Origin of the sequence: Winslowiella arboricola (assembly GCF_025527015.1) — a bacterium.
In the GTDB taxonomy this organism is placed as follows: Bacteria; Pseudomonadota; Gammaproteobacteria; order Enterobacterales; family Enterobacteriaceae; genus Erwinia; species Erwinia arboricola.
Map to the genome: position 1 here is coordinate 175,824 of NZ_JAODIM010000040.1, position 14,178 is coordinate 190,001.

General features: G+C 55.9%; 10 protein-coding genes. 1 reads left to right on the forward strand and 9 read right to left on the reverse strand.

The annotated features are described in order from the left end of the window. Nucleotides 1-103: 103 nt before the first annotated feature. The 5 genes from N5923_RS10685 to N5923_RS10705 all read right to left on the reverse strand — a co-directional run bounded on the left by N5923_RS10685 (nt 104) and on the right by N5923_RS10705 (nt 10,528). On the reverse strand, nt 104-1,501 hold the full coding sequence (locus N5923_RS10685) for an efflux transporter outer membrane subunit (protein WP_267143903.1): 1,398 nt from the start codon (nt 1,499-1,501) through the stop codon (nt 104-106). After that, nucleotides 1,494-4,622, reverse strand: a complete 3,129-nt coding sequence (locus N5923_RS10690) for an efflux RND transporter permease subunit (RefSeq protein WP_267143902.1) — start codon at nt 4,620-4,622, stop codon at nt 1,494-1,496. Before N5923_RS10690 ends, N5923_RS10685 begins: the two co-directional genes overlap by 8 nt. A gap of 10 nt (nt 4,623-4,632) precedes the next feature. Next, complete coding sequence (locus N5923_RS10695; RefSeq protein WP_267143901.1) at nt 4,633-5,763, reverse strand: efflux RND transporter periplasmic adaptor subunit; 1,131 nt, start codon at nt 5,761-5,763, stop codon at nt 4,633-4,635. 496 nt (nt 5,764-6,259) lie between these two features. Beyond that, nucleotides 6,260-7,975 carry a penicillin-binding transpeptidase domain-containing protein gene (locus N5923_RS10700; protein ID WP_267143900.1) on the reverse strand — a complete coding sequence of 572 codons (1,716 nt, stop codon included), beginning with the start codon at nt 7,973-7,975 and terminating at the stop codon, nt 6,260-6,262. Nucleotides 7,976-8,245: 270 nt separating this feature from the next. Further along, nucleotides 8,246-10,528: a molybdopterin guanine dinucleotide-containing S/N-oxide reductase gene (locus N5923_RS10705; protein ID WP_267143899.1), complete on the reverse strand. Its 2,283-nt coding sequence runs from the start codon at nt 10,526-10,528 to the stop codon at nt 8,246-8,248. A gap of 225 nt (nt 10,529-10,753) precedes the next feature. Between N5923_RS10705 and galR the strand changes: the two genes are divergently transcribed. Then, entirely contained in the window at nt 10,754-11,755 is a 1,002-nt protein-coding gene (gene galR, locus N5923_RS10710) for an HTH-type transcriptional regulator GalR (protein ID WP_267143898.1), read from the forward strand. A 102-nt stretch (nt 11,756-11,857) separates the two neighbouring features. On the opposite strand, the gene N5923_RS10715 is transcribed toward galR, so the two are convergent. The 4 genes from N5923_RS10715 to N5923_RS10730 all read right to left on the reverse strand — a co-directional run bounded on the left by N5923_RS10715 (nt 11,858) and on the right by N5923_RS10730 (nt 14,170). After that, on the reverse strand, nt 11,858-12,490 hold the full coding sequence (locus N5923_RS10715; RefSeq protein ID WP_267143897.1) for a YitT family protein: 633 nt from the start codon (nt 12,488-12,490) through the stop codon (nt 11,858-11,860). Nucleotides 12,491-12,494: 4 nt separating this feature from the next. Then, nucleotides 12,495-12,962 (reverse strand): GNAT family N-acetyltransferase, encoded by a 468-nt coding sequence (locus tag N5923_RS10720; RefSeq protein WP_267143896.1) that lies wholly within the window; start codon nt 12,960-12,962, stop codon nt 12,495-12,497. Further along, complete coding sequence (locus N5923_RS10725) at nt 12,962-13,735, reverse strand: FCD domain-containing protein (protein WP_267143895.1); 774 nt, start codon at nt 13,733-13,735, stop codon at nt 12,962-12,964. The genes N5923_RS10720 and N5923_RS10725 overlap by 1 nt, the downstream gene beginning before the upstream one ends. A gap of 117 nt (nt 13,736-13,852) precedes the next feature. Beyond that, complete coding sequence (locus N5923_RS10730) at nt 13,853-14,170, reverse strand: PTS sugar transporter subunit IIB (RefSeq protein WP_267143894.1); 318 nt, start codon at nt 14,168-14,170, stop codon at nt 13,853-13,855. Nucleotides 14,171-14,178: the final 8 nt, after the last annotated feature.

The following is a 14,178-nucleotide window of genomic DNA, read 5'->3' on the forward strand; positions in this document are numbered from 1 at the left end:
CAACAAAGATGCAGCCAGAAATATGACAGGGATAATTGCGATACATTATCATCTGGGTGGCTGATTAATTTCTATGCTCAGAGTGTAAGGATTGCGAAAGCAATCAAGACTTCCAGCCACCACCCAGCGCTTTATACAGTGTAACCTGCTGATTAAGCTGTCCCAGCTGAGCACTAATCGCTGCCTGCTGCGCACTATACAACGAACGCTGCGCGACCAGCACATTAAGATAGTTATCGACTCCCTGCTGGAAACGGATTTCGGCATAGTGGTAATAGCGCTGGTTAGCTGCCAGATCCTGCTGACGCGCCTGCAACTCCGCTTTCCACGTATCCTCACCGGCCAGCGCATCACCCACTTCCTCGAAAGCGGTCTGAATCGCTTTCTCATAGTTAGCGACTTCGATGCGCTTCTGCAACCGGGCCACATCAAGGTTAGCCTGATTCACCCCGCCGTCAAAAATTGGCAGGTTAACTGACGGGCCAAACGACCAGGCCGCAGTGCCGCCCTCCAGCAGATGGCCTAAGCTGTTGCTCGACGAACCACCGGATGCCGTCAGGCTGATGCTGGGGAAGAAGGCCGCACGCGCCGCGCCGATATTGGCATTCGCCGCTTTTAGCGTATGTTCCGCCGAGATAATATCCGGGCGCCGCGTCAGCAGATCCGACGGCAGACCCGCCGGGGTGGCCGGGAAGCTCCAGGCTTTTTCCAGTTCGGCGTTAGCCAGCAAACCTGACGGCAGGCGTGTACCGGCCAGCAGCGTTAAGGCATTCACATCCTTCCGCACCTGGCGGGTATACGAGGCGACATCCGCCTGCGCACTGCGCACCGAGGTTTCTGCCTGCGCCAGCTCCTGATCACTACTGACACCGGCATCAAAGCTACGTTTGGTCAGATCGTACGAAGCCTGCTGGCTCTGCACCGTCTGCTGCGCCAGTTTCAGCAACGCATTATCCGCGCAGAGCGACAGATAGCCGGAGGCCACTTCGGAAATCAGGCTGATACGCGTTGCGCGCTGAGTGGCGTCAGTTGCCAGATAACTCTCCAGTGCCTGGTCGCGCAGACTGCGCAAGCGGCCAAAGAAATCCAGTTCCCATGAGGTTACGCCAAGGCTGGTATCAAACTGGTGATAAGTCACCGGCCCGGAACTTTTGGTGCTGTAGAGATTGCCGGGCAGATGCTGCGCCGTCTCACTGCCAGACAGCGATACCGTCGGCAGCAGCGCGGCGCGATCAATCTGCACCTGCGAGCGCGCCACATCGACATTGAGCGCCGCCACGCGCAGATCGCGATTATTCTCCAGCGCCAGGCTAATCAGCTGCTTCATCACCGGATCGGTAAAGAAGTTCTGCCAGGCGATATCGGCGCCGTTACCCGCTTGCTGCGCGGCTGCTGCGTGATACTGACTGTCGACCGGCAGTGTTGGTTGCTGATAATCGGGCTGTAAACTACAACCGGCCAGCAGGATGCCAATTGCCAGCGATAAGGTTGTTTTAATCATTATTATTATCCTCAGAATGGGCGGTTTTGTTACCGGCAAAGCGCTGCGCCACCACCACGTAGAACATCGGCACAAAGAAAATGGCGAGGAAAGTCGCCGTAATCATGCCACCGACCACCGCAGTGCCGATCGAGTGCTGACTGCCGGCACCGGCGCCATGCGATAACATCAGTGGCAACACGCCAAGCACAAAGGCCATCGAGGTCATAATGATCGGGCGAATACGCATTTTGGCCGCGTCGATCGCCGCTTCCACCAGTCCTTTCCCCTCTTTCTCATGCAGTTCTTTGGCGAACTCAACGATCAGAATGGCGTTTTTCGCTGCCAGTCCGATGGTGGTCAGCAAGCCAACCTGGAAGAACACATCATTTTGCAGGCCACGCATCAGTACCGCCGCGATGGTGCCAAGCACGCCCAGCGGGATCACCAGCAGCACCGAGAACGGGATCGCCCAGCTCTCATACAGCGCCGCCAGGCAGAGGAACACCACCAGAATTGACAAGCTGTACAGCGCTGGCGTCTGTGAACCGGAGAGCTGCTCTTCAAAGGAGAGGCCATGCCATGACACCGCATAACCGGCAGGCAGTTTCGCCGCAATCTCTTTTACCGCGCTGACCGCATCGCCAGAACTGTAACCGCTGGCTGGCGAGCCCATAATCTCTACCGCCGGGAGGCCGTTAAAGCGTTCGAAGCGCGGCGAACCATAGCCCCATTTGCCACTGCCAAAGGCGGAGAATGGCACCATATCGCCGCTGCTGTTGCGGAAATACCACTTGTTCATATCTTCCGGTGTCACCCTCGAACCGGCGTTGCCCTGGATATAGACCTTCTTCACGCGGCCCTGATACATAAACTGGTTTACGTAGCTGGAACCCCAGGCCGCCGACAGTGTGTCATTGATATCTTCCAGGCTCAGTCCAAGGGCGCGGGCGCGTTCATCATCAATTTCCAGCTGATACTGCGGCTCATCTTCCATGCCATTCGGGCGTGTCGCCGTCAGGCGTTTATCCTGCGCCGCCAGTTGCAGGAACTGGTTACGCGCCGCCATCAGCTTTTCATGGCCCTGGTTTTTGCTGTCCTGCAGGAAGAAGTCAAAGCCGGTGGCGTTACCCAGCTCCATCACCGCCGGTGGCACCAGCGCAAAGGCTTTGGCGTCCTTCAGGGTGGCAAAATGGCTCATCGCGCGCTGCGCCAGCAGCTCTACCGACTGATCGCTGCCACGCTGGCTCCAGTCTTTTAGCTTCACAAACGCCATCGCGCTATTCTGACCACGACCCGAGAAGCTAAAACCATTGACCGCAAACACCGAGCTGACGCTGTCGGACTCTTTTGTCAGCAGCCAGTCGCCCATCTCATCCAGCACCTGCTGGGTGCGCTCAGCGGAAGCATTGGCCGGCAAGGTGACCTGCATCATCATCACGCCCTGATCTTCGGCGGGCAGGAAGGAGGTCGGCACACGGGTAAACAGATAACCGGTGGCCACGATAATGCCTAAGTAGATCACCAGGAACAGATTACGTCGTGAAATTACCGTACCGACGCTGTTTGTATAGCGCAGCGTACCGGCGTCAAACTTCCGGTTGAACCAGCCCGCCAGGCCGGTGGTTTTATGCTCAGCAGCACGGGTTCTGAGAAGGGTGGCGCATAGCGCCGGGGTAAAGGTCAGCGCCATCAGCACCGACAGCGCCATCGCGGAGACGATAGTGATCGAGAACTGACGATAGATAACCCCGGTAGAACCGCTGAAGAACGCCATCGGCAGCAGCACCGCCGACAGCACCAGCGCAATACCAAACAGCGCGCCCTGGATTTGCGTCATCGACTTGATGGTGGCCTGTTTCGGATCGAGCCCTTCTTCATGCATCACGCGCTCGACGTTCTCCACCACCACAATTGCGTCATCGACCAGCAGGCCGATAGCCAGCACCATGCCAAACATCGTCAGGGTGTTAATTGAGTAACCACAGGCGGCAAGAATACCGAAGGTGCCCAGCAGCACCACCGGCACCACCATGGTGGTGACCAGCGTGGCGCGCAGGTTTTGCAGGAATACCAGCATCACCACAAATACCAGCGCAATGGCTTCAAACAGGGTTTTCACCACCTCTTCAATCGAGGCGCTGACCACCGGGGACGTGTCATAAGGGAAAGCGACATCCACGCCATCCGGCAGGCTGGATTTCAGGTTATTAACCGTGTCTCGCACCGCCGAAGTGGCATCCAGCAGATTAGCGCCACTGGCCAGACGCAGTGCGATACCGGCTGACGCCTTACCGTTATAAGTGGCGGAGATGCTGTAATCCTGCGGCCCCAGATCCACCTTCGCCACATCGCTGAGTCGCACCTGGGAACCGTCGCTGTTCACTTTCAGCAGGATATTGTCAAACTGCTGCACCGATTGCAGACGGGTTTTACCAATAATGGTGGCGCTGGTTTTCGCTGCCTGCACCGTCGGCAGTCCCGCCAGTTTACCGGAGGAGACCTGCACGTTTTGCTGACTGATCGCAGTAGTCACATCGCTGGGGATTAACTGATATTTAAACAGTTTTGCCGGATCGAGCCAGATCCGCATCGCGTATTCCGACCCCATCACCATAAAGTCACCCACCCCTTTGCTACGGGCGATCGGATCTTCCAGTTTCGACACCAGCAGGTTGGCGAGATCGCCATTACTGAGTTTGCCGTCCTGCGAAATCAGGCTGACCACCATCATAAAGTTGGCCTGATATTTACGTACATTGATGCCCTGCTGCGTTACTTCAGTCGGCAGCTGCGACTCCGCCAGCGAAACTTTGTTCTGCACCTGGACCTGGGCGATATCCGCATCGGTGCCCTGATCGAAGGTGACAATAATGGTGGCGCTGCCGTCGCTGTTACTTTGCGACTCGATATAGCGCAGGTTATCGATACCATTCAGCTGCTGCTCAACCACCTGCACCACGGTGTTTTGTGTGGTTTCCGCACTGGCGCCCGGATAAGTCACACTGACGGAGATCGCCGTCGGCGCTATATTGGGGTACTGATTAATCGGCAGCGACAGAATCGAGATGCCGCCAATCAGCATGACAATAATCGCCACCACCCAGGCAAAAATGGGGCGTTCGATAAAGAACTTCGACATCGGCTATCCCTTATTGCGCAGAGGCATCGGTAGTGGTCAGATTGGCGGCAGTCCGGGTGCTGCTGAGATCGCTCTCTTTGGCATCGACTTTTACGCCACTGCGAATCGACTGCAGACCGCTGACCACCACTTTTTCGCCCGCTTTCAGCCCGGCGGTGACCAGCCATTTGTCCTGCATCATTTCGCCGGTGGTCACCGTACGCTGCGCCACGGTGCTGTCTGCGTTCACTACGTAGACGTAAGGTTTGCCTTTCACGTCATGGCCGATCGCCTGCTGCGGCACCAGCAGTCCCTGCGCGGCAATCCCCTGCGGGAAGCTGGCGTGGACAAACATGCCGGGCAACAATTCGTTATGCGGATTGGGGAAAGAGGCGCGCATGGTAACGGTGCCGGTGCTTTCATTGACCGTGACTTCAGAGAACTCCAGTTTGCCCTGCTGCGCATATTCGGAGCCATCTTCCAGCGTCAGTTTTACCGCCGCGGCGTTGTCGCCCGCCGCCGTCAGCTGACCGCTGGCCAGCGCGCGGCGCTGACGCAGCAGATCCTGCGACGACTCGCTGACATCAACATAGATCGGATCCAGCTGCTGAATGGTGGTGAGATAACTGCTCTGCCCGTCGGTCACCAGCGCCCCTTCGGTTGACAGCGAACGGCCAATATGGCCGGAGATCGGCGCACGCACCCGGGTGTAGTTAAGATTGACGCGTGCGGTTTCCAGGTCGGCCTGCGCCTCTTTCGCCGCCGCAACCGCGTCATCATAACTTTGCCCGCTAATCGCATGCGCCGCCGCCAGCGGCTTATAGCGTTTTGCCAGCATACTGGCATTGGTCAGCGTCGCCTGCGCTTTGTCATACGCCGCCTGATAGCTGGCCGCATCGATTTGATACAGCGGCTGACCGGCAGTGACTTCGCCGCCTTCGGTAAACAGGCGCTGGGTAATAATGCCGCTAACCTGCGGACGCACTTCGGCGCTTCTGACAGCGGTGGTACGGCCGGGCAGCTGGGTCATTAGCGTGACCGGCTCGGCCTGCAGGGTCACTATCCCGACTTCAGTGACCGGGTTGCTGGTGGCTGGCGTTGAACTCTGGTCGCAGGCGGCCAGCAAAAAAATCACACTCGCGGAGAGGCGTTTTAGCTGCATGGTGAACTCTCGATTGGATGTTATTTTAGTAAAATACGAGAATGATCATTCTCAAAAGAGAGGCATTATAAGTTGGACGTTAAACCAGCGGTGTTAAGTTTGCGTAAAGCATGTTTGCGAAACACTACGTTTGGGCGAAATGTGGGGGAAATGTGCAAAATGATGGATAACAGACAAAAAAAACCCACACATCTGCGTGGGTTGGTGCAACTGAACAGGGTGTCAGCCTGACGGGCAGGCTGCATTCTCACCAAGTAATACCTCTGGGACCCTTATCCTCTCAACAGGTCACCACTGAAACCAGCGGCAAAAAGCAAATGAGTCCGTCGAATTGAAAGCAGGTGTGAATACTCCACCATGACGTTACATTTTGATTTTATTGAGAATTATCTGATAAAGCGGGCGGCGAGAACGCCGCCCCTACATAAACCGCCCGTATTGATGATTTGCACAAACCGTGATGACGGCGTTCTCGCCGCCCGTATTGATTGCAGACTTAACCATGCCCGTACAGCGCATCCGGCGCCACATTCATATGCTTTAATACCGGGCCGATAATATTGCCAAATACCGGCGCAGCCACCGAGCCACCAAAGTGATCGCCCGCGGTGGGATGGTTAATCATAATCACCAGCGCCACCTGCGGATTACTGGCTGGCGCCACGCCGGCGGTATAGTTGATATAGCCACCATCATATTTTCCTTCCGGCCCCATCTTCTCGGCGGTACCGGTTTTAATCGCCAGACGATAGCCCGGCACAGCAGCGCGAACCCCACTGCCACCAGGCAATGCATCGCTTTCCATCATATGTATCACCGCTTTTACCGTATCGGCGTTCGCCACCCGGGTGCCGATCACCGGCGGCGTGACTTTGGTAATCGATAACGGGCGGTAGATGCCTAATGACCCCAGCGTGGCGTATTCACGGGCAATCTGTAACGGCGTGACGCGCAGTCCATAGCCAAAGGAGAAGGTGGCGCGCTCGATATCGGCCCAGCGCTGCCGATGCAGCGGGAAGTAACCGACGCTCTCGCCACTCAGCCCCAGCCCGGTAGGTTTGCCGAGGCCAAAGTTACTAAAGGTATTGACCAGCACCTGCGCCGGCATCGCCAGCGCAATATGCGATACGCCGATATCACTCGATTTCTGCAAAATCCCGGTCATCGTCAAACGCGGCCAGTGGCCGACATCACGGATTAAGTGACCATTAACCCGGTACGGCGTGGTATCCAGCACCGAATCCGGGCGTACCAGTTTGCGCTCCAGCCCTTCCATCACCACCAGCGGCTTAACCGTTGAGCCTGGCTCAAAGCTGTCATTAATCGCCGCATTACGCATCTGCGCCGGTGACACATCGGCGAAGTTATTTGGATTAAACGACGGGTAAGAGGCCATACCCAGCACTTCACCGGTATCGATTTTAATCAGCACCGCCGCACCGGAATCGGCTTTATTCAGCAACACGCCTTCCCGCAGTTTGGTGTACATCGTGTACTGGTCAAATTTATCAATGCTCAACTGCACCGTTGGCGGCTGTTGCGGCGGCTGATAGTCAATCATGGCGATAATATTGCCGTCACCGTCCTGACGATACTGCTCATGGCCCGCCTCGCCCTGTAACAGCTTATCGTAGCCATGTTCCAGCCCGTTCAGCCCTTTATTATCGGTGCCGACAATACCCAGCAGCGGCGCAGTCGCCTCACTCATCGGATAAAAGCGGCTGTCGTTATACTGAGTGGAGATCCCTTTCAGATGCAGCTGGCTGATATCTTTGGCGATGCCCAGTTCGATTTTGCGCCCGAGGAAAAGAAAACGGCGTTGAGGATTGGCATTAATCTGCGCCGCAATCTGGTCAGGCGACTGATTCAGCGCATTGCCGAGGTATTGCCATTTGGCACTGGTGAAATCCGGCTGTGCTTCGAGTACGCGTTTTGGATCGGCGATAACATCGCGTGAAGGCACGCTTAGCGCCAGCGCTTCGCCATTGCGATCGAGCAAGGTGCCGCGGTTGGTCGGCAGCGTTACGGTGCGCAGCGAACGCTGATCGGCCTCATGTTCGAGCATCGGATGGTTAATCAGTTGCAGATCGGCCACCCAGCCCAGCAGCAGCAACATACAGCCAAATACCCCCGCGCAGAGCAGGCGAAAGCGAAAAGGATTAAACGAGGCTTTGACCTGATCTTTACCCAGAATTTTTTTTAGTCGCGGCATTTTCTATTTAGTTGAATTAAAGGAGTGTCTTACAACGGGTTATAAAGAATCGTCCGCACAGTTAACAGGAAAACTGTGTTTCATTTCATGATTGCTGTTTTTCAGGCAAAAAAAACCTGCGCATCTGCGCAGGTTGGTGTAATCAAGCATATAAAACTTTTTGATGTTCACCCATCAATACCTCTGGGACTTAAAATTTAGCAAGTCCGGCTGATGGGCCGCCATCAATGATTCGCAACAGTTAACCGCAAAGTGTAACCAGCCATGTGATTATTCTCTCTTTTTGCAATCATTGGCGCTTTCTATCTCGACCAGGCAACTCATGGCGTTCGGTCCCTGGGTCAGCGATGAGGTGCCGATATCCAGCGTTAATACATTCGGATTACCGGCACGATCAAACGGCAGCCATTCGGCTTTACCAAAGCCCGGGTCAAACCAGGCGCCGGTGGAAATCAGCACCACGCCCGGCGTCACGCCGTCCGTCAGACGCACACCAGCCAGCATCGCGCCGCGTGCGTTGCTGACTTTAATCGCTTCACCATCGCCGATGCCGCGGGTGGCCGCATCCTGCGGATGCATCCACAGCGTTTCATGTCCGGCGGTTTTATTGGCCTGCACGGTTGGCGTGGCATCCAGCTGGCTGTGCAGACGGTCGCCCGGCTGAATTGAGATCATATGCAGCGGATAATCGCGGCTGATCTCCGCTCCCAGCCACTCCTGCGGCGGCCGCCACTCCGGGTGTCCGGCAAAGTCATCCAGCTGATAACCGGCAATGGTGCTGCTGAACAGTTCGATTTTACCGCTGGCGGTTTTAATTGGATTAACCTGCGGATCGTGGCGGAAATCTTCCATAAAGATATACGGCTTATCGCCCTGCGGGATTTCAACATACCCGCGCTGCCAGAACTCATCAAACTCCGGCCAGTACACGCCTTTGCTGGCATGGGCTACCGCGCACTGCTGATAGAGGTGCTCAATCCACTGCATCTCATTGCGGTTTTCAGTGAACTGCTCGCGGAAGCCGAGGCGATCGGCAATATCGGCAAAAATATCGAAGTCGTTACGCGCCTGATGCTGCGGTTTAATCGCCTGATGCATGGCTAACACATAGCGGTCACGCGACGAGCCGCCAATATCATTACGTTCCAGTGTGGTGGTGACGGGCAGCACAATATCAGCCATCTGCGCCGCCGGTGTCCAGACGATATCCTGCACAATCACCGTATCCGGCCGCTGCCAGCCTTCAACCAGGCGGTTAAGCTGCTGATGATGGTGGAACGGATTACCACCCGCCCAGTGCACCAGATGAATATCAGGGTAGTGATGCGTTTCGCCCTGGAAGGTATACGGCTGCCCCGGGTTAAGCAGCATATCGCTGATACGCGCCACCGGAATAGAGAGCCCAGACGGGTTTGGCCCGGTCGACATCAGCGGCGCAGGCGCTTCGACACGCGGGTTGCCGACGCTGTTCATCGAGCCATGACCAAAGGAGAAACCACCGCCCGGTAATCCCGGCTGACCCAGCATTGAGGATAACGCAATCATCATCCAGTACGGCTGTTCGCCGCGATGCGCGCGCTGGACCGCATAAGAGCAGGTAATAAAGCTGCGTACACCAATCAGCTGTTGCGCCAGCTGCGCGATACGCGCCGCCGGAATACCGGTAATGGCGCTGGCCCACTCCACCGTTTTAGCGATGCCGTCACTCTCACCGGTCAGGTAGGCGCGCAGCTCGCTGTAGCCAACGCAGTGACTCTGCAGGAAGGCATTATCGACAGCGCCACGGCGTTCAATTTCATAACCCAGCGCCAGCATCAGCGCCACGTCGGTATTCGGACGGATCGGGATCCACTCAGCATTAACAAATTCCGGGCAGTCGTCGCGCATCGGGCTGATATTGATCACCCTTGTGCCCTTCTCCGCCAGTTTTTGCAGCGCCGGTTTCAGACTATGTTGTCCGGCGCCACCGGAGGCGACCTGAGCATTTTTCAGCGCTAATCCACCAAAAGCGACAAACAGCTGGCAGTGCTCCACCACATTTGGCCAGTCGGTAACGCGCCCGGTTAATGGCATATAGGTGCCAATCACATACGGCAGGAAAAACTGCGCCGCGCCCCAGCTGTAGTTGCCCAGCTGATCAACGCCGCCGCCACCGGTAAAGTAGAAGCGGCGAATCAGGGTGCGTGCGTGGTTGACGCGCCCGGCAGAGGACCAGCCGTAAGAGCCGTTAAAGATCCCCGAGGCGCCGTAGCGATCGCGCACCCGGCGGTTCTCTTCAGCCACCAGATCCAGGGCGGTATCCCAGTCCACTTCAACAAAGTCTTCACGTCCGCGCAGGGTGCGATCGCTGTTTTCGCGCGACTTCAGCCAGGAGCGACGCACCATCGGTTTACGGATACGTTTACCGGAGTAGACCAGTTCAGGGATGGTGTTAAGCATCGGTGACGGATCCTGGTCAGCAAAAAAAGGCTCACAGCCTGTCAGCTTGCCGCTGTCCGTTACGGCGGTAAACGCGCCCCAATGGGCGAGATGTGGCACTTTCTTAATTGTCATCGGTTGTCCGGCATGCAGGTGGAAAAATCTGTCACCAGCATATCATTTTTTCCTTCGCCGTCAGCCGCTATGTGATACGGGTCGCATTCAGCGGCACCAGGGGACAAAGCGCCATCTTTCCTCAGGCTTTGCGACACCGCTGGCATTCTCGCAGCTTGAATCAGCCTGCATTTTCCGCAACACTGAATTTATGTGTAAACGTTTTCCCGGGAAGTAAGTAAACAGATGGCTACCATTAAGGATGTTGCAAAACTGGCGGGCGTTTCTGTCGCCACCGTATCGCGTGTGATCAATAAATCACCGAAAGCGAGTGAAAGCTCCCGACTGGCCGTTAACAGCGCCATGGAGCAGTTGCAATATCATCCAAACGCCAATGCGCGCGCGCTGGCGCAGCAATCAACCGAAACCATTGGGCTGGTGGTCGGCGATGTTTCCGATCCCTTTTTTGGCGCGATGGTAAAAGCGGTGGATGAGGTAGCCTGGCAAACGGGGAATTTTTTGCTGATTGGTAACGGTTACCATGATGAAGAAAAAGAGCGTGAAGCGATTGAACAACTGATGCGTCATCGCTGCGCGGCGCTGGTGGTGCATGCCAAGAAAGTGCCCGATGACGAGCTGGCCGGACTGATGAAACAGATCCCCGGCATGGTGCTGTTAAATCGCTCGCTTGCCGGTTTTGAAAAACGCTGTATTGCGCTTGATGACCGTTATGGTTCCTGGCTGGCCACCCGCCATTTAATTCAGCAGGGCCATCAGAATATTGGTTTTATCTGCTCGACCCACGCTATTTCCGATACCGAAGATCGTCTGAAGGGCTATTACGATGCGCTGCGCGAACACAATCTGCCCTGTAACGACCGCTTAGTGGCGTTTGGTGAGCCGGACGAGCTGGGTGGCGAACAGGCGATGACCGAACTGCTGGGACGCGGCAAAAACTTCAGCGCGGTGGCCTGCTATAACGACTCGATGGCCGCCGGTGCGCTGGCAGTGATGAGTGATAACAGCATCCGCGTGCCGGAAGAGATGTCACTGATTGGTTTTGATGATGTGCTGGTGTCACGCTATGTACGTCCGCGTCTGACCACCGTGCGCTATCCGATTGTCACAATGGCGCAGCAGGCGGCGGCACTGGCGCTGGCGCTGGCACATGGCACCGCGTTGCCGGAAGTGACCAATATGTTTAGTCCGACGCTGGTGCGGCGTCATTCGGTGGGATCGCCGGGTTAATATTTGCTGGCGGGCGGCGAGAACGCCACCCCTGCGCGGGATGGGCTTTATGTAGGGGCGGCGTTCTCGCCGCCCATACTGATGTTGTCACCCCAGCCCGATTCACGCTCCGCTATAACGCCCCGGCTTATGCCATCGCAATAACATCGCATTCATCGCCACCGCGCTTAATACTGACCACAACAATAAGTTGCCGGGCACTTTCGCCAGTGCAATCACAAACACCACCACATCCAGCAGCATCTGGGTTTTACCGGCATTCACGCCGTAAACTTTCTGCCCCCACAAGGTAATCACTCCGGTGCCCCCCACCGAAGCGTTATGGCGCGCCAGGCATAAAATCCCCATGCCAATAATGGTGCCGCCCACCAGCGAAGAGAAAACAGGATGGATATAGTCGATTTTTAGCAGGTCAGGGATCACCAGCGAAGCTGCCATTAAAGCAAAATTGACCATCAGGGTTTTAAAGGTAAAAGCGCCGCCCATTTTCCACCAGGAAAACGCCATAAACGGCAGATTGACCAGAATAAACAGCGTGCCAATTTTCATATCAACAAAGTAAGAAAGCAGCAGCGCAATCCCCGCTACGCCACCGGTTACCATGCCGGAAAAATGCAGCATATTCAGGCCAATAGAGATAAACATCACCCCGAGCGCGAGGCCATAAACGTCATCCGCAGTGGTATGGGAGATTGATGGCACCATCATCCCCGCTTTACTATTTTCTTCACGCATGTTGTTAAGCTGTACCTGAGATAGCTTTATGATACAGACGCACCGGTATATCCGGATAATCCAGTGCATCGCCAATGTAACGCCAGCCAAAGCGTTCATAATAGTCAGCACAGGCGGAATAAAGCCAGATTTCAGGATAATTATGCGCCTGGCACCAGGCAATCACATGTTGTTGCAGCTGCTCGCTTACGCCTCTGCCGCGATATTCCGGCGCAACATACAGCGCCGCCAGCCACGGAAACAGATCCTGACGGCTGATAAGATCGCAACGCCAGACGCCAACGGTACCTACCGGCTGCTCACCCTCCAGCGCGATAAAGGTCAGCGGCAGATGCTGACCGCTCAGGCAGCTGTTAATCACACTGGCATAAAAGTCACGGCTGTTGTCACTGCCAAACGCCTGCCATAGCCAGTCGGTGATCAGTTCCCGGTGTTCCGTTGCCTCAGCCAGCGAGACAATATGCAGCGCCATCAGACCAGTTTCCCCTGAAAGATCGGCACCGATTCAAACAGATAGCCATCGAAATCCGGCGCATCGGCATCGGATAACTCCAGCAGGGTATTTTTCACATTTTCCAGATGTTGCCACATCGCCTGCCACGACCCCATCACATCGCGACGGCGCAATGCCGCCAGAATGGTCTGGTGATCGCCCAGCCATTTCAGCCGGTAACTGCGGGTTTCAATATGGCTGCGTAACTGCTGCCAGAGCGGGCTGCTTTCATGGTGACGCCAGACGCTGTTAACCGTATCCAGCAGCATCTGATTTTGCGTGGCGCCTGCCAGCAGCAGGTGAAACATCTTGTCGTTATCCTGGCTGTAGTCATTGATGGCAATTGCCTTCTGCTCCTGCTCCAGCGTGCGTTTCAGGTTTTCGATATCCGCTTTGGTGGCCATTTTGGCGGCAAAGGCGGCGATATTGCTCTCCAGCAGCTGACGCGCCTGCAACATCTCAAACGGCCCGACATCACTGCGGAAAAAAGCCTCTTCTTCATCGCCACTTTCCGAGGGAATGCGCATCACGTAGACGCCGGAACTCTGCCGGATATCCACGGTGCCTTCCAGCTCCAGCATCAGCAATGCTTCGCGCACAATCGTACGGCTGACGCCCCAGGTTTCCGCGATATTACGCTCCGGCGGCAGGCGGGAACCCACCGGATAGTGGCCAGCAATAATCTGCTGACGCAGATCGTGACCAATTTCCTGATACTGTTTTCTCTCTTGCGGAGGTGCGCCCTTATCCACTTAATCACCCTTAACCCATTGACGATGTTGAGAATATCGCCGACCCGCTTCCGCTTCGAGCTGTCACGTTATCCGGGCCAGCACCTGACGTCTGGCCCATCTGCGACGATATCGCCTCTAGTCTACCAAAGCCAGCGCCTGATCGAGTACTTTTGCGCCGTTAAGCGTGCCATACGCGACCGAATCAATGACCGCGATGGGGATTTGATAGCTGTCGGTAAGTTTACGATTTTCTTCAAGTTTAAAGCGCACCTGTGGCCCGAGCAGCACCACCACCACTTCATTACCATAGTTCTGTAACTCATCACGCAGATTCTGTTCCGGGATGGCGTAGATCTGGTACTCAAGACCGCGTGCCGTCACCTCTTTTTCCATGCGGGTGACCACCATTGAGGTCGACATACCTGCCGCGCAGGCCAGTACGATTCGTTTCATTATCAGCT

What these genes read in the sequence shown, in the direction of transcription:
- N5923_RS10720 (WP_267143896.1), bottom strand. Translation starts at nt 12,962, where the DNA reads ATGGCGCTGCATATTGTCTCGCTGGCTGAGGCAACGGAACACCGGGAA.
- N5923_RS10715 (WP_267143897.1), bottom strand. Translation starts at nt 12,490, where the DNA reads ATGCGTGAAGAAAATAGTAAAGCGGGGATGATGGTGCCATCAATCTCC.
- N5923_RS10695 (WP_267143901.1), bottom strand. Translation starts at nt 5,763, where the DNA reads ATGCAGCTAAAACGCCTCTCCGCGAGTGTGATTTTTTTGCTGGCCGCC.
- N5923_RS10685 (WP_267143903.1), bottom strand. Translation starts at nt 1,501, where the DNA reads ATGATTAAAACAACCTTATCGCTGGCAATTGGCATCCTGCTGGCCGGT.
- N5923_RS10730 (WP_267143894.1), bottom strand. Translation starts at nt 14,170, where the DNA reads ATGAAACGAATCGTACTGGCCTGCGCGGCAGGTATGTCGACCTCAATG.
- galR (WP_267143898.1), top strand. Translation starts at nt 10,754, where the DNA reads ATGGCTACCATTAAGGATGTTGCAAAACTGGCGGGCGTTTCTGTCGCC.
- N5923_RS10705 (WP_267143899.1), bottom strand. Translation starts at nt 10,528, where the DNA reads ATGACAATTAAGAAAGTGCCACATCTCGCCCATTGGGGCGCGTTTACC.
- N5923_RS10690 (WP_267143902.1), bottom strand. Translation starts at nt 4,622, where the DNA reads ATGTCGAAGTTCTTTATCGAACGCCCCATTTTTGCCTGGGTGGTGGCG.
- N5923_RS10700 (WP_267143900.1), bottom strand. Translation starts at nt 7,975, where the DNA reads ATGCCGCGACTAAAAAAAATTCTGGGTAAAGATCAGGTCAAAGCCTCG.